Source organism: Arenibacter amylolyticus (assembly GCF_002150785.1).
Classification (GTDB): domain Bacteria; phylum Bacteroidota; class Bacteroidia; order Flavobacteriales; family Flavobacteriaceae; genus Arenibacter; species Arenibacter amylolyticus.
The window spans coordinates 1-19,451 of the sequence record NZ_MTAZ01000072.1 but is presented as its reverse complement, the minus strand read 5'-3'; the positions used below and the strand labels follow the sequence as shown (position 1 = coordinate 19,451).

Sequence of the window (19,451 nt, the reverse complement as noted above, 5' to 3'; positions counted from 1 at the left end):
GTCAACCTATATCAGGGACGTACACAATTGTTTATTGTTAATTGAATAAAACTGATTACGGATCAATCTCAAAATCTGGGTCTAGGAGTAATTAACTGATACCACTCTTGAGACTTTAAAGGATGAAATTTTCTCGCTAAGTATTCCTTATCTGCAGAGGACCGAGAAGTAAATGCAACGATTTGCATTTATAACGAGGGGCCAGTTGGTGCGTTGGCCTTGGCTACGGCTGGCTCCTTAAAGGTTGGTACAAAATATTGGTACGAGTTTTTAACTAGGTTCTAGAAGAACTTCACTTTAGCAAGTAGCATTTTAACACCTTAGGCCATCGCTACAGCTTGCTCCTCTTTCCAAAGGTACACTGTACCTTTGTCTCTCGGCCCTGGACAAGCAAAGAAAATGAAAGAAAGCCTAATTGAAATTAATAGTGTAAATAAATTGGGTCAATAAGAAATATTCCTTCTCAAAATGATTGTGCTCTAGTGAAATACAAATCAAATGATATCCCATGTTTAACAACCACTTGAAAAATTCTTTAAAAACCAAGAAACCGGACTTGATCCCTGATTACCCACGACTGGCTACTGTTTACTGAACCCTCTCACTACTAGCAATAAAAAAGCCCGTCATCTCCTAAAAAATGACGGGCTTTATTTTTGCATCCCTACTTCCTCCAAGGCATATACCAAGGAGCTTTTGTCTCAGCTTCTTCCTGGTAGCCATAACCATAGCCGTAGTTATAGGTATACCCATAGCCTCTACGGCGTTTGATGCCTACTTCGTTTAGTAGGTAGCCCATATTTTTCAGCTTTTTGGATTTGTTTAGCTCTTTGGAGAATTCCAATAGGCGCTTGTCCGTAAAGCCAGAACGGGTTACATAGAGGGTAAGGTCCGCCGCTTGTGAGATGATTAAGGTATCGGTTACCAGCATAGTAGGAGCGGTATCTACGATCAAGTAGTCGTACTCAGGTTTGGCAGCATCAATAAACTTCTCAAAACCACCGCCTGATAATAATTGGGGGGCATTGGGAGGGATACTACCACTAAAGACCACGTTGTGGCTGTCCATGCCCTTATAGCCTTTGTTAACACATTTCTTCCAATCCATTGTTGGGTCGTAAAGGTAATCCGTAAGTCCCAAGGAGTTTTTAGATACCTCAAATTCTTTGTGAATATTGGGATTCCTTAGGTCGGCACCCACCAATAATACTTTTTTGCCCAAACTGGCTAATGCCAGGGAAAGGTTAAAGGCTACTAAGGATTTCCCTTCGTCTTTAACGGTAGAGGTTACATAAATCACCTGTCCGTCTCCTTTTTCCTTTTTAGGGAGCATATAGTTGATATTAGTACTCAAGATGCGAAAGGATTCCGCTAACACAGACCTGTCATTGGCCTCCATAAAGGTTTTGTTACCTTCCAATAAGGGGATTTCTGCCAATACGGGAATTTCCGGGTTAGCACGTTCTAGGTCCGTACGTTCATGAACCTTAGTATCCAGTGTAAAGCGAATATACAGGACGCCAAAGGGTAGCAAAAGTCCCATTAATAGCGCACCCGCCATGATGATCATCTTCTTAGGTGCCACCGGAATATTGGAGGTAAGCGCATAATCTACTACCTTTAAAGAAGGAGCGGTTACCGCCAGACTAATGGCTGCTTCCTCTCTTTTCTGTAAAAGTAATAGGAAGAGGTTTTCTTTAATACTCTGTTGACGTTCTATGGCACGTAACAACTGTTCTTTTTCCGGAAGTTGGGAAAAGGAGGTGCCAGTTAGTCGTTGTTCCTGCTGCAATTGCGCCATGGACACGTTTAGCTGTTGTTGGTAAGCACTTACTGTTTGTAGGATGTTTTGCTTGGTGCGCTGTAACTGACTGTTGATTACCAGTAGGGTAGGGTTGTTCTCACCGGCACTGGCCACCATCTTATCGCGTTCCAATACCAACTGGTTATAGTCGCTCACCAAGGAATTAATCCCTGAGTTTTCCAATCCGATATCCGCAGGAAGAAGGCTATAGGCTGCTTCCTGTGCCAAAGTTTCTTTTAATAACTTGGACAGAGCAATTTGCGTCTCCAACCTAAAGGCCTCTTCCTCGGTGGCCGACTTCTTCTGAAGGGTAATTCCGGCATCAGCCTCTATGTAGGAGAGGTTGTTCTGTTGCTTAAAGGATTTTTTATCCCCTTCTATGGAATCCAGTTCCTGGGTAAGGAAAATAAAACGGTCATCAATAAAATCTAGGGTACGCTTGGAGACTAATTGTCGATCCAAAATACCGTCCTGATTAAATTTATCAATAATGGTATTTAGAATGGTCTCAGAACGTGGAACGCTTTGGCCTTCAAGTGAAAGGGATAAAACATCACTGTTCTTATTGGTGGAATTTACCTGCAAGTTTTTAATGAGCCCCATGGTAGCTGCTTTTACCGAAGCAATGGATATTTTGTAATTGGTGCTCTCTTTAAGGGAACCCACGTAACTATCTGAAAGCTGAACAGTAAAAGGAAGTGAAGCATTCGTGGCAGGGGTGGACTGTAACGGGAGGGAGAAGTTTTGTTTGTTCTCATCCGTAACCTCTATCGTATTCCCGTTTAGCTGTATACGATACTCCAAAGGTTTAGAAATGGTGTCAACGGAAGTCTTAGTGTTAATAGAGAAGGGGGTGTTCCATACCTGTGTGGATTGTAGCCCTTTAACTTCATAATAGTTAACATTAAGTTGTAATTCCTCTACCACTTGCTTTAGGAGTCGGTACGACTTTAAAACCTCAATCTCGTTATCCAGATTAACCTGGGACCTTCCGCTTAGGAGAGACATGGCATCGGTGGCGATGTTCATTTCCTTGGACTCGTCTATGATCCGTATTTTGGCGGTAGATTGGTAGGTGGCGGTGGTATATTTTAGGTAGAAGAAGGCTAATAATAGCGCTAATACTACGGTACCAAGAAACCAGGGCCAATAGGCTAGGTATTTTAAAAGTTCTTCTTTTAGGTGAAAGGATTCTTCCTCCTCAAATTCATCTACTAGGTATGGGGATTCTTTCATGGCTTAGCGGGTAATAAGTATTATGGAGGATAAGATTACGGATGCTACCGATAGCAAGGTTCCAGTATTTCCAATAAATCCGGCACTTTTCACTTTAGGATTATTTGGGTTTACTACTATAAAATCATTGGGTTTAATATAATAGTAAGGGCTGTTAAACCAGTCCGATGCGGTAAGGTCTATTTGGGTAACGGTACGCATCCCGTTTTCCTCGCGAATCAACAATACATCATTTCGCTTCCCGTTAATCGTCAAATCCCCTGCATAGCCTAGGGCTTGGGGAAGACTTATCTGTTGTTCCGTAAAACTATAAGTTCCTGGGCGTTGCACTTCCCCCAATACGGTGACCTTGGCATTTAGTAGACGTACGTTCACCGTGGGCTTTATAAGATGACCTCCATCTTCTAACACCTTCTGCAACTCCTTCTCCAATTGGGCGGTAGTTTTATCCGCTACCTCTAGGGTACCCAAAACGGGGAAAACAATAGTACCTTCTGTGGTGACTAAATATCCCTGAAGTTTTAGGAGTTCAATATTATTAAAAGAAGTGGTATTAGCAGGTTGTTGCTTGTTATAGGGCAAAGCAGTCTCCGGTACCAATGCACCCACGGTAATATTCAGGATATCGTTCGGCTGAATTTTTGGGGTTTCATAGGTGATGTTCTGTGGTCCACGGGTATTGGCATCCTGAAAATAGAGGATCTCTTTTTTGGTGGCGCAAGATTGTAGAACTAGAACTAGTAGCCCCAGTAGCGTTAGGTGTTTTTTCATTTTATGTTCTTCTTGGAAGTAGGAGGGGAATTCCTACGAAAAAAATTAATCGGCAAATTTACGGGTTTTATGGATGTGATACAACTATTTAAGGGTATTATTGGATTGGGAGTGTAAGCAATCTCCTTCCATTTTTAAGTGAAGTTATAACTTTAGATTCCAGACTATTTTAATTTATTTCGATAAGCTTGTTGGAGGAACGCCCTCAACAAGCTGTACTGGCTATAGCTATAGCCTACACATGCGTAGGCAAGAGAGTAAATGGTTGATAATAAAATATTTAAACAGAATGTTCTAACTGGCCCAACTGTTTTTCTTAGCTTTAAAATCCTCCAGTAAGTAGTTATATACATCTTTTAAGGGAAAACGTGATTTAGGAACTCTATTTTCTGTATCTACAACATATCCTATACCATTATGTTCTCCATTTTTAATAGCAACAAAAGCGATATATTTTTTAAAATTATCTACTTTTATTTTCCCTTCAATAGCGAAGTTTTCATCAATATCGTTTGGATATACAAGCTCTACAAAAAGACTAGTGCCTCTATTATCAATGTTGAAAATAGTTTTACCATCTGAACTGGCTTTGTATGAATCTAACAATTTCTCAGCCTCTGTAGCATCGTTTTCGGAGGAGAATTCAATTAGAAAATCCCTAGACATTCTTGGTATAACCTTGGAGTAATTATTTACTCCAATTAACTTCAAGAAATCTGCGTGTTCTTTTAATCGCCAGTAATATGTTAAATGTTTATGTGGTTGTTGGTGAAGACCAGTACCTATAACTAAACGGACATTTAATTTTAATAATCGACCTAATATTTCGTCATACACCTTTAATATTTCAAATAAAGGGTCTTGACTTTGTGGACAATACCATTCTGGGTTTTTTAAATCACCTTTATATGCGCGAGAATTAAACATATAATGGTGTTGGAAATGAGCACCGGAATTTAAAAATAAATTAGAAAAATCTGGTTGACTTTTATTCCATTCATTTAAGAAGGCATCGGCTAATAATTTGTCTAAGATAAGTGCTTTTACCCCCGTCTCAGACTTTATTTTAGCTAGCTTTCCCATGTACCACTTGTAATCAGCTATTGAAGTGTACTTTCCTAAACCTTTTATTAGTGCTTTTATACTTTTTATAGTTAATTTCCCATTGGCATTATCATTAACCGCTTGAGAAACTGCATCGCTTAATTCTGTAAAGGTTTTGTTTCCTGCAGCTTTGGTTTGAGTCCATGGATCAGGAGCAAAAAAGTGAGGGTTTTTCAAACGATTGTCCACGTTAAATGGGCTTACTGCCCCAACAGAATACCCATTTTCCTCAATTTGCTCGAAAATTTGTGGTAAATCCTGGCGATATACCATATCTCCAAGCCTAAATACCTGATGCTCCTCATAGGTTTTTCCGGTACTTACTGTGACCCATTGTATCCAGGGTTCAAGCAATTGGTATTGATCTTCAGAGGTAGTTTCACTGTATCCCCAATTGTCGAAAAGGTATTTGAAGTTTTCTAAGTAACCTTCAGATATATAATGCTTTATATAGCTGAAATTTAGCTCATTTAATCCTAGGAGTATAACTTTTTGCATGTTATTAATAATTCTAAATGTTGTTTTATTGGTTCTTAAATTTTATAATAGCGACTGAATAGTGTGTGTTCTTACTTTTTCAGTGTATTTGAATAATCTCGATCATTATATAGTGTGAAAAATTCTGAGAAACGAATGTGTTTAATTCTAGCTTATTAAAAATTGTCTTATACATCAACTGACAATTAAACCCATGGACTTTTCCTGTCACATATTGAGAGGCTTTGTTTAACGTAGCTAGAATGAGCAGATAATAGTTAACTTTTTATTAAGTTGAATTTAATAAAGATTTGTAAATATCAAGATGTTTTTTAATTACACTCTTAACATCAAATTCAGCTTCTGCTTTTTTTCTACCTGCAAGGCTCATTTCGTCACGAAGCTCTTCATCAGAAATAAGTTTTCCTAAAGCTTTAGCAAGAGTAGCTCCATCTTTTATTGGAACCTTAAAACCGTTAATTCCTTCATCTACACAATCCTTACAACCAATTGCATTAGTAGTTACTATTGGCCTTCCAATGGCACAAGCTTCGATAAGAGCTTTGGGCAAGCCTTCTCTATAAGATGGGAGTACAACTATATCACATTCCTTATACAATGCAACCATGTTGGATTGATGTCCTAACCATTTAACATATTCCCCGTCTTGCCATGCGTTTAAATAGGAAGAAGGTACTCCTGCTTTATTACCTTCATCTGTGAAGCCTGCTAGAAGGAATTGAACTTTGTTCGCGAACTTATCTTGTAAAAACTCTGTAGCTTCCCTCAGTTCTGCAACCCCTTTATCCCATAACATTCGTGCTGGAAAAAGTATTTTTAACCTTTCTTTAGTCTTGGGTAATTTAGTAAAAGAATATTCATTCAAATCTACACCAGAGCCTTTTATTAAATGCAGAGTATTTTCAGGTTGAATAACATTATGATCTATCAATAATTGTTTATCATCATTGTTTTGGAAGATCACTGATAAATTAGGCTGTTTAAAACCATAACGCATTAATCTAATAATCAGCTTTTGCACTAGGCCTACTCTCCCATCTGTAAAAGCATATCCCAGACCACTTATAGCATTGACAACTCCCATATTAGAACCTAATTTTTTTGCAGCATAAGAACCGTATACAACAGGTTTGATAGATATATGATGAATGATGTCTGGCTGCACACGCTTATAAAGGTTTTTAAATTTAATGATGGTTTTTAGTTCATCAATTGGATTTGTACCAGAGCGCGAAAATTTAAAATCAATAAACTCAATACTCTCAACAGAAATTTCACTGCCTCTGCCTGTATCTTCACATGCTACTATGACTCTCCACCCAGCTTTTACAGCAGCTTTGGCAATAATTAACCTATGAGAAATAAGAAACCAATCTATATTAGCAACTATTAAAAGTGTTTTCTCTTTATTACGTTCTAATGTCATGTTTTTATAATGTGCTTTCTATATGAGTTGCTTTGTGGAATATTTATCTTAGAATGGAAAAGGATTTCTGTATCGTTTAAACCATTGCATAGTCACCCATATTTGATGAGGTAAACTTATATTTATATTCTAGTTCTTTAAAATGGGATAAAATCTCAATCAATTGAGCCCTATTGCTTTCTATGTCATCTCCAAAGTTATGAGGATGCCACCACAAATGATATATCCTATTATGCTTTGCAGCATAAGTCATTTCCCGTTTAATTCTGTTTAACTTTATTCTTTGAATGCTTTTTTCTCTAGGATTAAATGGTCTAAAGAAACGACTCGCTGGCAAACACAATAGATCCTCATCTTTTGTAGGTTTTAAAAAACAAAGCGAATTGCTTATTGGAATAAGTGTATCTAGTGCCCGAAACAATGGTTTGAATTTCCCAAAGTTCCAATTCCAAAACCAAACATTGGGATTAGAACGAACTACCTTAATTCCATTTTTCTTAGCAACTTGAAGATACTCTTTGTTAAATTGATTCCTAGGAAAAACCAGTGATTGTAAGCGAACTCCAAAATTTTCTTTCGCTATTATCTGAGCAGCCTTCAAATCAGCATCAAATTGCTCTACTGTTTGGCCTAATTCATTACAATAATAATGAGCGAAAGTATGTGAGGCAAGTTCCTGTCCAGGAGTGTTTAATATTTGTTGAATTAAACTAGGACCATAATGGAAAGGATCATCGGTTTCATCATTTCCTAGTTGTGGAATTATATTGTAATAGGATAATTCCCTCCTGTCATAGGTAGGTTTCACCTTAGGGGAGAAGTCTGTTAATTGTTTCTTGTTTTTTGCAAATAAAAATCCGACCGTTGCCCACGTACATCTAATATTATACTCCTGAAATGTTAACAACAGTTCTGGAATATATTTTACGGTGTTTAAGAAATAAGTCCTCATTTCATCAACATCCCATTTTTCGGCAGCACCCCAATGCAATTCAAAATCTAAGGATATTATAAACTTTCCACTCATTACTTTACTCCTTTTAAAAGCCAACCTAATATATACTTTGTGAAAGTAGGGTGGTAATATAATCTACTTCTTGAATTTTCTTTTTTATAGGGCTGCATCTGATTCATTTTAATATCTAATAATGTTTTTTTGAGAAGAGGAATTGCCAAAGCATATTGATATAAGGGATAAGTTAAAAAATTATCTCCCTTTTTTACCTCTGTTATATCTTGGTAAAGTATAGAACCTGTATCAATTCCCTTGTCTACTATGTGTACTGTTACTCCAAAGTTTTTTTTGTCATTATTTCGTAGGGCCCAATAACCTCCATGAACTCCCCTGTATTCCGGGGTTATACCAACATGGGTATTTATAAAAATGGCGTTGGTAGCTTCCAATACTTTTGTTGAAATTATTGACGTGCCATTAACGATTATAATATCAGGATTTAAATTTTGAATTGTGTTAATTGTTGTTTCAGAATTTACTAACCCTACATTTATTAAAACTTCATCTGGGATATCTGTAAGATCTAAATTTAGTTCCTTTAGTCTTATGTTGATTATAGAATTAGATAGTATTTTTAAAATCCTAACAATAATGGTTTGAAAAAGCAATTGATTTAGAACATTAAAATACCCTAAATTTATAACTCTTCGTTTAAGCATCTTCATTCTTGACTTTGAGTCAGTGAGTAGTACTTTTGAAATTTCAAATTCTTCTTTTAATCCATTATATATATATCTAGTACTATTTCCCCTACCAGCAAGCATTATTATTCTCATTCTGAAATTATATTACATTTATTCCTAGTTACTCTTGTTAATCAAATGAAACTTTATTTAAATAGTGATGAGCTTACTTTGAGCTCATCCTATTTTTAAGAATTAAATTTTGTAAGATCTCCTTTGGTGCGTTTAATGGTTCATCATGCCAGTTTCCTTCTCGATCAAAATATCCATTAGCATCTAATAAAGCTTGATGAGAGAAACCATAACTGATTTCGATTACTTTTCCATTAGATGATGATTTGTCTACTACATAATCGTAGCCCATGCAATTAAAACCTAATTTATCAGAAATTTTAAATGCAGAATTAATCACATTCTTTGGGACCATATTTTTATCGTAAAACAAACTGCCCCCACCAGATGCTCTAAATTCACCTTTCCTAATATTTCTTCCAATAAATGATAGTTTATCACCCACTACAACGATTTTTAAATCAAATCCATCATTGGGAATAAATTCCTGTAAAAACACATAACCCTTTTCACGATTGAACTTCCTTGCACTGGAGTATGTACGTATGAACTCAGGGATTCGTTTTGCTCGATTTACAATGGTTTTAAAATTTTTAGAGGATTTTAAATTGGATGAAGTTTTATAAAAAATATTAGGCGAACCATCTATTCCAGAATTAAACATTTTTTTCGAATAGCCTATTAGTTCATGACTGTTATTCAGTAATTTAACATTATGAGAGCCAGACCCATTTCTTAATTTTGCTATAATCGGAAAATTTAAATCATTATTATTTATGGCTTTTTGCAAATCATCCAATCTATAATAATAAAATGACATGGGAATGGGTGCATTTATACTTTCTAAAAGGTAAGTTTCCGCCAGTTTATCATCAAAGTGCCAAGCATCTTTAATTGAAGGAAAAACTTTTTTACCTGCTGCTTCTAAAGTGAATAAGACATTTCTAGCCATCAACATATCTGTATGTGAATAGTTGTTGAAATGCCAAAGAATAATATCAAATTTTAACAAATATTTTACTTGCCCTATATTATAAGGATTAACTAATTCAAAATCAATATTATTTAGTTTACAATATTCTATCCATGGGAAACTCCAGTTTGTGGAATGTTGTTTTTTGGTTTCATCAGTTAAAATGGCTATTTTCATTTCAAATTTTCGATTTGTATATTATACATTATATAGAATTCCTTTTGATATTTCATGGTGAGATTCACATCGTATATAATTTAAGAGTATTCGATTATGTTTATTTCTCAAGAAACGCTTTGGCAGTAACCCTAGCATAAATGCATATCTTATATATTTATTTTTAACATAAAGATGTGCTAAGTAGGACGCTTCTTGGGTTTCTAGATACATGTTCCATTCCTTCATAAATAGAGCATCATCAATAATTATTTTGTTAAGAGAATCTATACTTTTAAAAAAGTCCGATTTTTCATCTTCTTCAAGTAGCTTTAAAGTACTATCTTTTTTTCTACCTTGGTAATGAGGAATTAACTCTACTGTAAAATTATTATCTTTTAAGTTTAAAATAACACTCATGCCCTCTGTCCATTTCCCTTTTTGGTATTTCTTTTTATAATCAAAAATAAAGTTACCTAAACTATAAACTATAGGCTTATTGTTATAGTATTCATAACCACTAAAACAATGTGTATGATGAGCCACGATTGCATCTGCCCCATTCTCAATGAAAAAACGGAATCTTTTTCTTTGTTCAGGTGTAGGCAGTTGATAGTGCTCCCTACCTCCGTGATAAATTACAATTAGTTTCTCTACCTTATTTCTTAATAACTTAATTTGATTAAAGTTATCAACTAAATCAAAAGTATACGCACCTGCTTGGCTATCGGTTGCTGCGCAAAACTCGTTTTCTGCAATATTTAAGATACCAACTTTAATTCCATTGATTTCTTTAATAAATGGTTTCTTAGCGTTTTTAAGACTATCTGCAGCACCTACGGTCTCAAATCCAAATTCTTTCGCTTTGTTTATCGTATCTATTACACCTTTTGATCCATAATCTTGGATATGATTGTTTGCTAAAGTTAGTAGGTCAAAACCGGCATACTGCAGTGCTTTTAGGGCTTTTGGACTTTCTGTTTTTATGCAAGGCCCAGTTTTTTTAATAGCTTCAGAAGAGGTTGTGATAGGACACTCTAAATTTACAATTGCATAATCAACTTCTTTAACCACATCCTCAAAACCATTAAATAATGACGAATAGTTCTCATCTTTTATTATTTGGGCATTTCGACCTATGGGACAAAAATCTCCTGATATAAGTATTTTCATTTAAAACGTATTTAAAAATTCGTTAAGCCTTTTTGATTGTACTTTATAATTAAAAACGTCATTTACTAGCTTAAAACCTTGCAAAGCTACCTTCAAGGCCTGATCATATTCACTAATTATTTCAGAAAGTTTGTTTGCAAATAATTTGTTATTATCCGGTTCTACAACAAATGCATTTTCTTTATCAATTAAAAATTTAGGGATATCACCAACAGCAGTTACTACTACTGGCTTTTTAGTAGACAAATACTCGCCTAGTTTTGTTGGGAATCCGCCAGATGACTGTAAGCTACTAGGTCTTGCTAAAGCAAGTAATTTTGAATTTTTTAGATAGTATGGTATCCTTTCACGAGAAACAGAACCTTCAAAAATCACCCTTCCAGGGGCAATATTTTCTGCAAAAACCTTCATTTCATTAAGTTGTTTCTTTGGTGCCGTTCCTAACAATAACAAATTTAAATTTTTGTGTTGATCTTGTATTAAGGAAAAAGCTTCAATCAAATTTTTGACTCCATCTTTATTATTACCCATATAACCACAATATGTTATACAATTAGAATATTTCTCAGTCGTTTCAACCTTATCAAACCGTGTAATATCAACTGTCATAGGCATTAAAAGAAATTTACATTCTATTCTAGTTTTATTTTTAAAATAATCCATTAATGGTTCTGTCATAATAATCATTCCATCGAAAAGCCTATAAATGAAACGTACATACAGATTTGAGAAAACCATCTTAATAGACCCTTTATAATTTAAAACAAACGGGAACTCACTTTTTTCTTGAATATAAGTTATACCTCTAACTTTGCATACTATATATAACAATACTAAAACAATGGCGTTATTAGAGACTACAATAAGTGTTTCATAGTTTTTCTTAAATATTAAAACAATAAGATTAAAAATGCCACTTATCATAGTGAGCACCTTGTTAGCCCCTCTTCCAAGATTAGAAAACATGACACCTAGAATTTCACCAGAAGTTGTCTCAGATTTATTTATTGAAAGAACCTCAACTTGATTTCCTAACTCAACTAAACCTTTCGTGTAAGAAAGAATTCTATTATTTGATGCTACTCCACTAGGAAAAGACTGAGCAGTAACTACACAAATGTTTTTCATGTTTATTCGCTCCAAACTGTTCTCTTTACATAATCCGTATAACTTAAAATAATACGGACTACTTTTTCTGACACATTCGGCATAGTATAATCTCCTACTTCTCTAAAGTTACGAGTAGCACCAACTTCCTGGCGTAAAACCTGAGTTAGTCCCTGCATAATACGCTCTGTATTCATTCCTACCATCATTACCGATGCCTCTTCCATAGCTTCAGGACGTTCGTGGGCTTCGCGAATATTTAAAGCTCTAAAATTTAGTATGGATGATTCTTCACTAATTGTCCCTGAGTCAGATAAAACGGCATAAGAATTAATTTGTAAGGCGTTATAATCATGAAAGCCTAATGGTTTTAAGAATTGAATCCCAGAATGTGCTTTAATATTCTTTTTTTTAATCATATTTCTAGTACGTGGATGTGTAGAAACTATCACTGGATATTCATATTCTTCTGCTATTATATTTAAACTTTCCATTAACCCCCTAAAATTCTTGTCAGAACTTATATTCTCCTCTCTGTGTGCAGAAACAACAAAGTATTTTCCTTTTTCAAGGTCTAAGGTATTTAATACTTCAGATTTTTTAATTTCCGGTAAATAATGATTTAATACTTCAAACATTGGGGAACCAGTTTTTATAATCCGATCAGCAGAAAGTCCTTCGCGTAATAAATATTCCCTAGCAATATCACTGTAAGTAAGGTTTATATCACTAATATGATCAACTATTTTCCTATTAGTTTCTTCTGGTACGCTTTGATCAAAACACCTATTGCCTGCTTCCATATGAAAAATAGGAATCTGTCTCTTCTTTGCAGCAATAGCACATAAGCACGAATTGGTATCTCCTAGAACCAAGAAGGCATCTGGTTTAATATCTTCTAATATAGGATCTATATTAATTAGGATTTGCCCAGCGGTTGTTGTAGCGTTAGTTCCTGCAGCATTTAAAAAATGATCTGGTTTTCTTATTCCTAAATTTTCAAAAAAAATTTCATTTAATTCATAATCATAATTTTGACCAGTATGGACCAAAACATGTTCTATTGCTTCGGAGCTATCTAGTGCACTGATTACTCTTGATAATCTAATGATTTCTGGACGTGTGCCAACAACCGTAATAACCTTCAGTTTTTTCATTCTACTTTAATTCTTTTGTGGTAAAATAATTGGGCTCAAATCTAAGTTCATCTTTTACTTCCCCAAGAAGATAGTCAGACATGGCCAATAATTTGGAGTTTTCTTCTAATGCTTGAATACTACTTACATATCCACTTGGGACACATAAAATATCTAATTTTTCATTCTTTAAAATAAAAGTATAGACCTTGGCATTTTTATTTGGGTTTTCCTTATTATCTATTTGTATTAATTTTATATCAAAACTTCCCTTAATAGCAGAAAACCATCTTCTTTCTATGCTATGTCCTTGCCATGCCCTAATGAATTCAGGACTTTTATTTTCAATAGTGTAGATACGTTTTATATCAATTGAGTTAAAGTCATTATTAAATTGAATACTCCCACGATCATCAGAGTGACTACCTCCTTTTATAAGTTTTGGCTTCATATTTCAAGTATCACTATCTCGTTAAACATTTTCAAAATACGTATCCGCATCGTCGGGATCATAAGCCTCATTTATCCAGAAATTGGTGTACAAAACCTCCTCACCAATATTTTTGATATTGTGGGTATACCATATGGGCATATCCACATAAGCAGGTTCGTTTCCGTCTAGATAGAAGTCTAGAACTTCGTTAGTGCCGATTTTTCTTAGTTGGATTAGGGCTTTTCCTTTTATTACAGCGAAGCGCTCAATCTTTCTAGTATGGAAATGGTTCCCTCTAGTTATTCCTGGAACGGTAGTAGAAAATGATACTTGTCCACCTACGCCCAAACGAACTACCTCTACAAAAGAACCCCTTGGATCTGTATGTTGCTGAAATTTAACAGGGAAATGATTGAGAATATCCATATAACATCTGTAGGTATTGAAGAGGTTCAGTTCAAAGTTATTATTGATTTCTGGAATCTCTCCTTTATCTTGGTATTCCGATTTATAATTTTGTAATAACTGCAAAATTTGAGATACTTTAGCCTTGGCGGTATGAGGAACAACATATTGTTCTTCGTTTTTTCGCTCTCGAATTGCTTTTAATATTTCATCAACCAATTCGCCCACATAGATCAAATTTAAATTCCCGTCTACTTGAATCTCTGGCGTTTCACCATTTGCAATTTGATGTGAAAAGGTAGCTACTACGCTGTTATAATATGGACGACCAAAAGGACCAAAAACATTAGGAATAATCATTCCCGTAAACGTTGCATTAGCTTCTTTGGCCCAATGGACCAATGCCTGGCGTCCTTCTTTTTTAGATTTACCATATAAATTATCTCTTTCTTCTTGGGAGGAAGAGGACATAATTAGGTGAGGTTTACTATTAGTGCGATTTAAGGAAGCTATTAATTTGGAAACAAGTCCAATATTGGTCTTATAGATTACCTCTGCATTCTCATGACGATTCATGGCAGCGAGATGAATAATTACGTCACATTGGGATACAAATGTGTCTAAACTATCGCCATTTTCAAAAAAGTCTTTTTGGAAATCAACCCGTTCAAATTCGTCAGGATATAACTCTAAGGAATTGTATAAATGAGAACCTACAAAGCCATTTTGGCCAGTAATTCCTATTTTTATCATATGAAATTTTAATTGTTGGGAAGAGGAGAATAATCCACTGACAATATTTGGATCTCTTACTCTAAATTACTTATGCTTTTTGTGCTACTGCAGCTTGTACTTCTGGTAACTTCATTACTAATTCTTTAACTCCTTCCACATTTAAGCGTTCCGTATTATGTGAGTTGTAATCTTCAATTTCAGAAATTGCCGAATCACCTTCAGAAAAGTATTGTGCATAATTTAAGTCTCTGTTATCGGCAGGTATTCTATAGAAATCACCCATATCTTCGGCTTTAATCATTTCTTCTCGGGTACAAAGGGTTTCATAAACTTTTTCTCCATGTCTTGTACCTATAATCTTTACTTCGTTTTCAAGGTTGCAAAGTTCTTTTAATGCTTGCGCCAAGTCGTTGATGGTTGCTGCTGGCGCTTTATTAACAAAAAGATCACCAGGATTTCCATTTTCAAAAGCAAACAATACTAACTCCACCGCATCTTCCAAAGACATAAGAAAGCGGGTCATATTAGGATCTGTAATTGTAATGGGGGCATTCTCCTTAATTTGTTTTAAGAATAAAGGAATAACAGAGCCTCTAGATGCCATTACATTACCATATCTTGTGAGGCATACAGTAGTATTTTTTAAATTACGAGATGCCGCTACCGCCACTTTTTCCATCAAGGCCTTAGAAATACCCATGGCGTTAATGGGATAGGCCGCTTTATCTGTACTTAAGCAGATTACCTTTTGTACTCCATTGGCTTCCGCCGCGTCAATAACGTTCTGAGTTCCAAATACATTAGTACGTGTAGCTTCTAAAGGAAAAAATTCACAAGATGGCACTTGCTTTAATGCAGCAGCATGGAATACATAATCTACACCACGCATAGTGCGTTCTATACTATCGTAATTACGAACATCACCAATATAAAATTTAAGCTTTTCATTTTTTAAAGCAGTTCGCATATCGTCCTGCTTTTTTTCATCCCGACTAAATATGCGAATCTCTTTGAAGTGATCTGTATGTAGGAAGCGGTTTAAAACTGCGTTACCGAAGGAACCTGTGCCTCCGGTTATCAATAATGTTTTATTTTTTAGCATAATGTTTTCATTTTTTTAATCTTATTTTTTTTTAATTCTTTATAGTTTTGAATGGGTTGAATTATAATTGCAGGAAGAATAATAAATATATTTATTAAAATTATTAAATTCCAGTTGTTATAATAATGGTAAAATAAGACAAACAAAGGAAACTTAATAATAGCTGCAATCAAATTAATAATTAACTGTGGTTTAAGTTTACTTATACCATTGGCTATGCAATTAGATGCATATATAAATATCATTAAAGATGTATATGTGGCAATTAAAAAAGTTGTTAAATAAGAAACTTTAATTTTGCCTGGCCCAATCCATATATGAACAATATCGTTAATAAAAAAACAAGACAAAAAAATGAAAATAGTAAATACAACAGCTACTATATTTAAATAAAAATATATTTTTTTTATCCATTTGATATTTTTATTAACAAATGCTTTAGTAACTGCAGACCAAATTGGTATAGTAATTAAAGAAAATAAAACAAGAAATATATTAAATATTCTAAAATATGTTTGATACTCAACAACATTCTCAAGCTGAAAATATTTAGCAATAATTAGTTCATTTGTAGAATTTATTACTACTAATGATACTTGAATACCTAAAAACATTAAACCTAAGTTTAAAATTTTACTTGTAAGCTTATATCTGAAAAATCTTAAATTTGGTTTTGCTTTTCTTAACTTGGTAAAAAAAACAACGACTGTAGCGATTAACAAAGGAATATTAATAGCTATAAAATAAACATAAGAAAGACTAATTAAGGACTTAGGTGCACTTTCAAATTTAAAGCTTATTAAGAATAAGAGAATTATTGTATTTGAAATAAGTGAAATAGCGTTTGAAATAGCCGTTTTTTGAAGGGCATAAAGTATCGAAACTATTAGCCTTAAAAAAAGTTGACAAACCACAGTTAAGAAAACAATAAAAATTGAATCAAAAAGTACCCCTGGATTAATTATTTTGTCTGAAATGTTTAGAAAATTATTCCAATTTATTGATTTTGCTAAAACAAAAGAAAAAAGGCTTAATATTAAACAGATAATACCAATACTTATATAGGCTGTAGATATGTATTCTTTTAATTCATTATATTGTTTATTTAAATAAGGTTCAATAATAAGGTTTCGTAAGCCGTTACCAATACCTAAATCAAAAGTTAAAATCCAGTTTAATACTGAAATTATAGTAAACCAAACACCTAAAATTTTTTGATCTGAAAAATAATATAAATATGCTGGTAAAGATAGAATGTTGACAAGCATAGCCAGGCCTTTAACACCAACAGAGCCTATTATATTCCAAAATAGTTCAGCATTATTATCATATGATTTTAACAACTTATTTCTCAAAATTATAGCTTTTAGTACTAGACATTTTTAAAAAATAAAACATTAAAATAAATGTTAGTGTAAAATACATATGAGGTTCTTTATTAATCTGAGTTAAAATGATTATTAAAAACATTAGCCTAGAGGTTAAATTAACTTTTTTAAACGATAAAATGCCATAAATAAAAAACAACGTATAAGAAATACCCAAAATGCCGAAAGTTGCTAAAAAATAGGTAGATGTAGATGTTTGAGAGGACTCAGTTAAGCTAATAAACAAATTCTCTATGTTTCCAATACCAGCACCAAATAAAATATTATTTTTGAAAATTTCTAGGTTTATTAATGGAGACTCTATTCTTTCGTTTACAGAAGCCGATTCTGTAACGAGTTTACTAAATAATATTGGGTTTAAAGAGCTTAAGTGAACTAAAATATCATTTAAGTAATTGACTGAAAATGTTAAAATTCCAATAAAAAAGGTATTTAAAATAATAATATTTCTTTTTGTTTTTATTTTTTTAGACATTATTATTGCTACTATTGGAAGTACCATTATGTAACCAAACGTAGATTTAGTTGTATAAAGCGCTATTAAAAAAATTATAATATTTACTTTATTAATCTTATTTTTCCATAATTCAAATACGATAGCAATTAAAAGAGTTGTTGCAAATAAACCAGGCTCCCAAAAAGCACCTATATTTCTTTCAAAACCATCATTGCCATATTCACTAAAACTTTTTATTGCAAAAAAAACTATACCATTGTAATACTCAACATCATTTATATTTTTAAAAGTACCTAAAGGAATAGTTAAAGATGTATAATTTAAAATACTATAACCTATTAATGAAATAATAGAAATGACTTTTAAGGTTTTTAAATAAAATTTTATAAAATCATTAAATGAAACAAACAAACAAAACATATAAGAAAAACTTATAACTAAGAGAAATTTAATATTAAGTGATAAGTTGTTTACATTTAGATTTGTAATAAAAGAAGTTAACGTTAAAAACAATAATAAAAAAAAAGCGTAACTCGCAAAGTTTTTAGGCCATAATTTACCTCTGCTTCCTAGTTTAATGGTTATTATTAGTGTAATTGGAATTAAAGAAAAATAATTTAGGTTTCCTGGAACAGTAGATAGTGGATAACCACTTGTAATCATTATGCAATAGATAAGAAAAACTATGCCCAAATATTTTTTTTTGATAATCAACTTTTAAGCTTCTTTAAATAATGTACAAAACTTTCATGTTTATCTATTCCCAAAATTGGTTTAACAAAAGACATAATAAAAATTTTTAATCTCTCCTTAAATGGATATAATACAATTTTGGAAATTTTTTTTTCATATTCTTCATCAATACTAATTTGATTTGGATGATTTAAAGGAAAAGAAAGTTCTAATGTTTTTAACTCACAAAATCTCTGAGTTAAAGGGTTGTCAAAAGATGAACCCCCATGTGTAGAATACTGGTCTACACCGATGTTTTTAATTTGATTAAATTTAGGTGAAATACCATAAAGACCATGGTACCTCAATGAAAAACCAATTTGAGCATCCCATGATGCCAAGTTTATAGAATTTTCTAGAGTATATTTAGTTTTAAAATATTTCAATATTTCTTGTTTATAGAGTTTTTTATTCAAAAAACTAGCCTTCAAATCCTTTGCAGATTTTTTGTTTAACAATTCAAGTTTGCCGTCATAAAACTTAGAGAATTTACTGCTCCACGATGCCCAACCACATGGCAACATATGTTTTGTAAACATATAACTTGCATCATCACTAGGAGAATATTCACTTAAATAATTTGTACCCACAACCCAGAGTATATTGTCATTATTTTTATATTTTACAAGCATCTCTTCACAAAATCTAAAAAAAGATATTTCAGGTAGATTGTCATCCTCTAAAAATATGGCAGATTCTTCCCTTTCTAAAACCCACTTAGCGCCTCCTCCAATATTGTGATAAACTCCAATATTTTTCTCAGCATATTTCTTTATAATTTCACAATCCCAATTGATATAATTTTCAATAGAACTTCTGACATCTAAAACAATATTATGTTCCTCTTTATTCCTACCTCCATCTGATAAAAGATAAATTTTAGAGGGTTTGATTTTTGAAATTACATCCAAAATTCTAAAAACCGTGTCTTTTCTTTTAAATAAAAATAAAACTACAGGTACATCAAAATTCATTTTTTTTTTTTTTTTTTTTTTTAATTTTTTAAATTATATTTTTTTTTTTTTTTTTTTTAAATTCTTTTTTT

The 19,451-nt window shown here is 33.1% G+C and carries 16 protein-coding genes; all 16 read right to left on the bottom strand.

The genetic code is table 11. From position 1 onward, the window contains the following. Positions 1-664: 664 nt before the first annotated feature. The 16 genes from BV214_RS16220 to BV214_RS16145 all read right to left on the bottom strand — a co-directional run bounded on the left by BV214_RS16220 (position 665) and on the right by BV214_RS16145 (position 19,380). Complete coding sequence (locus BV214_RS16220) at positions 665-3,040, bottom strand: GumC family protein (RefSeq protein WP_086478548.1); 2,376 nt, start codon at positions 3,038-3,040, stop codon at positions 665-667. 3 nt (positions 3,041-3,043) lie between these two features. Continuing rightward, positions 3,044-3,811 carry a polysaccharide biosynthesis/export family protein gene (locus BV214_RS16215; RefSeq protein WP_086478547.1) on the bottom strand — a complete coding sequence of 256 codons (768 nt, stop codon included), beginning with the start codon at positions 3,809-3,811 and terminating at the stop codon, positions 3,044-3,046. 294 nt (positions 3,812-4,105) lie between these two features. Next, positions 4,106-5,413, bottom strand: a complete 1,308-nt coding sequence (locus BV214_RS16210; RefSeq protein WP_086478546.1) for an alkaline phosphatase family protein — start codon at positions 5,411-5,413, stop codon at positions 4,106-4,108. A 268-nt stretch (positions 5,414-5,681) separates the two neighbouring features. Further along, positions 5,682-6,839, bottom strand: a complete 1,158-nt coding sequence (locus BV214_RS16205; RefSeq protein WP_086478545.1) for a glycosyltransferase family 4 protein — start codon at positions 6,837-6,839, stop codon at positions 5,682-5,684. A gap of 76 nt (positions 6,840-6,915) precedes the next feature. Beyond that, the gene (locus BV214_RS16200; RefSeq protein WP_086478544.1) at positions 6,916-7,866 is read right to left on the bottom strand and encodes a polysaccharide deacetylase family protein; all 951 of its coding nucleotides are present in this window, start codon (positions 7,864-7,866) and stop codon (positions 6,916-6,918) included. Beyond that, positions 7,866-8,630: a formyl transferase gene (locus BV214_RS16195; protein ID WP_086478543.1), complete on the bottom strand. Its 765-nt coding sequence runs from the start codon at positions 8,628-8,630 to the stop codon at positions 7,866-7,868. The genes BV214_RS16200 and BV214_RS16195 overlap by 1 nt, the downstream gene beginning before the upstream one ends. Positions 8,631-8,703: 73 nt before the next feature. Continuing rightward, positions 8,704-9,759, bottom strand: coding sequence for an ATP-grasp domain-containing protein (locus BV214_RS16190; protein ID WP_086478542.1), 1,056 nt, complete (start codon positions 9,757-9,759; stop codon positions 8,704-8,706). Positions 9,760-9,780: 21 nt separating this feature from the next. Next, positions 9,781-10,911 carry a CapA family protein gene (locus BV214_RS16185; RefSeq protein WP_086478541.1) on the bottom strand — a complete coding sequence of 377 codons (1,131 nt, stop codon included), beginning with the start codon at positions 10,909-10,911 and terminating at the stop codon, positions 9,781-9,783. Beyond that, on the bottom strand, positions 10,912-12,039 hold the full coding sequence (locus tag BV214_RS16180; RefSeq protein WP_086478540.1) for a glycosyltransferase: 1,128 nt from the start codon (positions 12,037-12,039) through the stop codon (positions 10,912-10,914). A 2-nt stretch (positions 12,040-12,041) separates the two neighbouring features. Continuing rightward, positions 12,042-13,175 carry a non-hydrolyzing UDP-N-acetylglucosamine 2-epimerase gene (gene wecB, locus BV214_RS16175; protein WP_086478539.1) on the bottom strand — a complete coding sequence of 378 codons (1,134 nt, stop codon included), beginning with the start codon at positions 13,173-13,175 and terminating at the stop codon, positions 12,042-12,044. A 1-nt stretch (position 13,176) separates the two neighbouring features. Beyond that, entirely contained in the window at positions 13,177-13,605 is a 429-nt protein-coding gene (locus BV214_RS16170; RefSeq protein WP_086478538.1) for a cupin domain-containing protein, read from the bottom strand. Positions 13,606-13,626: 21 nt separating this feature from the next. Then, positions 13,627-14,745, bottom strand: coding sequence for a polysaccharide biosynthesis C-terminal domain-containing protein (locus BV214_RS16165; protein WP_086478537.1), 1,119 nt, complete (start codon positions 14,743-14,745; stop codon positions 13,627-13,629). 70 nt (positions 14,746-14,815) lie between these two features. Next, positions 14,816-15,829, bottom strand: coding sequence for a polysaccharide biosynthesis protein (locus BV214_RS16160; protein WP_086478536.1), 1,014 nt, complete (start codon positions 15,827-15,829; stop codon positions 14,816-14,818). Beyond that, entirely contained in the window at positions 15,823-17,184 is a 1,362-nt protein-coding gene (locus BV214_RS16155) for an MATE family efflux transporter (RefSeq protein WP_086478535.1), read from the bottom strand. Before BV214_RS16155 ends, BV214_RS16160 begins: the two co-directional genes overlap by 7 nt. Then, positions 17,174-18,337, bottom strand: coding sequence for a hypothetical protein (locus BV214_RS16150; protein WP_140157784.1), 1,164 nt, complete (start codon positions 18,335-18,337; stop codon positions 17,174-17,176). The genes BV214_RS16155 and BV214_RS16150 overlap by 11 nt, the downstream gene beginning before the upstream one ends. Before the next feature lie 47 nt (positions 18,338-18,384). Further along, on the bottom strand, positions 18,385-19,380 hold the full coding sequence (locus BV214_RS16145; RefSeq protein ID WP_086478533.1) for a hemolytic protein HlpA: 996 nt from the start codon (positions 19,378-19,380) through the stop codon (positions 18,385-18,387). Positions 19,381-19,451 lie beyond the last annotated feature (71 nt).

Excerpts from the sequence above, each read along its gene's own strand:
- BV214_RS16220 (WP_086478548.1), bottom strand. The coding sequence starts at position 3,040 with ATGAAAGAATCCCCATACCTAGTAGATGAATTTGAGGAGGAAGAATCC.
- BV214_RS16185 (WP_086478541.1), bottom strand. The coding sequence starts at position 10,911 with ATGAAAATACTTATATCAGGAGATTTTTGTCCCATAGGTCGAAATGCC.
- BV214_RS16180 (WP_086478540.1), bottom strand. The coding sequence starts at position 12,039 with ATGAAAAACATTTGTGTAGTTACTGCTCAGTCTTTTCCTAGTGGAGTA.
- BV214_RS16205 (WP_086478545.1), bottom strand. The coding sequence starts at position 6,839 with ATGACATTAGAACGTAATAAAGAGAAAACACTTTTAATAGTTGCTAAT.
- BV214_RS16170 (WP_086478538.1), bottom strand. The coding sequence starts at position 13,605 with ATGAAGCCAAAACTTATAAAAGGAGGTAGTCACTCTGATGATCGTGGG.
- BV214_RS16160 (WP_086478536.1), bottom strand. The coding sequence starts at position 15,829 with ATGCTAAAAAATAAAACATTATTGATAACCGGAGGCACAGGTTCCTTC.
- BV214_RS16150 (WP_140157784.1), bottom strand. The coding sequence starts at position 18,337 with ATGATTACAAGTGGTTATCCACTATCTACTGTTCCAGGAAACCTAAAT.
- BV214_RS16145 (WP_086478533.1), bottom strand. The coding sequence starts at position 19,380 with ATGAATTTTGATGTACCTGTAGTTTTATTTTTATTTAAAAGAAAAGAC.
- wecB (WP_086478539.1), bottom strand. The coding sequence starts at position 13,175 with ATGAAAAAACTGAAGGTTATTACGGTTGTTGGCACACGTCCAGAAATC.
- BV214_RS16200 (WP_086478544.1), bottom strand. The coding sequence starts at position 7,866 with ATGAGTGGAAAGTTTATAATATCCTTAGATTTTGAATTGCATTGGGGT.
- BV214_RS16165 (WP_086478537.1), bottom strand. The coding sequence starts at position 14,745 with ATGATAAAAATAGGAATTACTGGCCAAAATGGCTTTGTAGGTTCTCAT.
- BV214_RS16210 (WP_086478546.1), bottom strand. The coding sequence starts at position 5,413 with ATGCAAAAAGTTATACTCCTAGGATTAAATGAGCTAAATTTCAGCTAT.
- BV214_RS16190 (WP_086478542.1), bottom strand. The coding sequence starts at position 9,759 with ATGAAAATAGCCATTTTAACTGATGAAACCAAAAAACAACATTCCACA.
- BV214_RS16195 (WP_086478543.1), bottom strand. The coding sequence starts at position 8,630 with ATGAGAATAATAATGCTTGCTGGTAGGGGAAATAGTACTAGATATATA.
- BV214_RS16215 (WP_086478547.1), bottom strand. The coding sequence starts at position 3,811 with ATGAAAAAACACCTAACGCTACTGGGGCTACTAGTTCTAGTTCTACAA.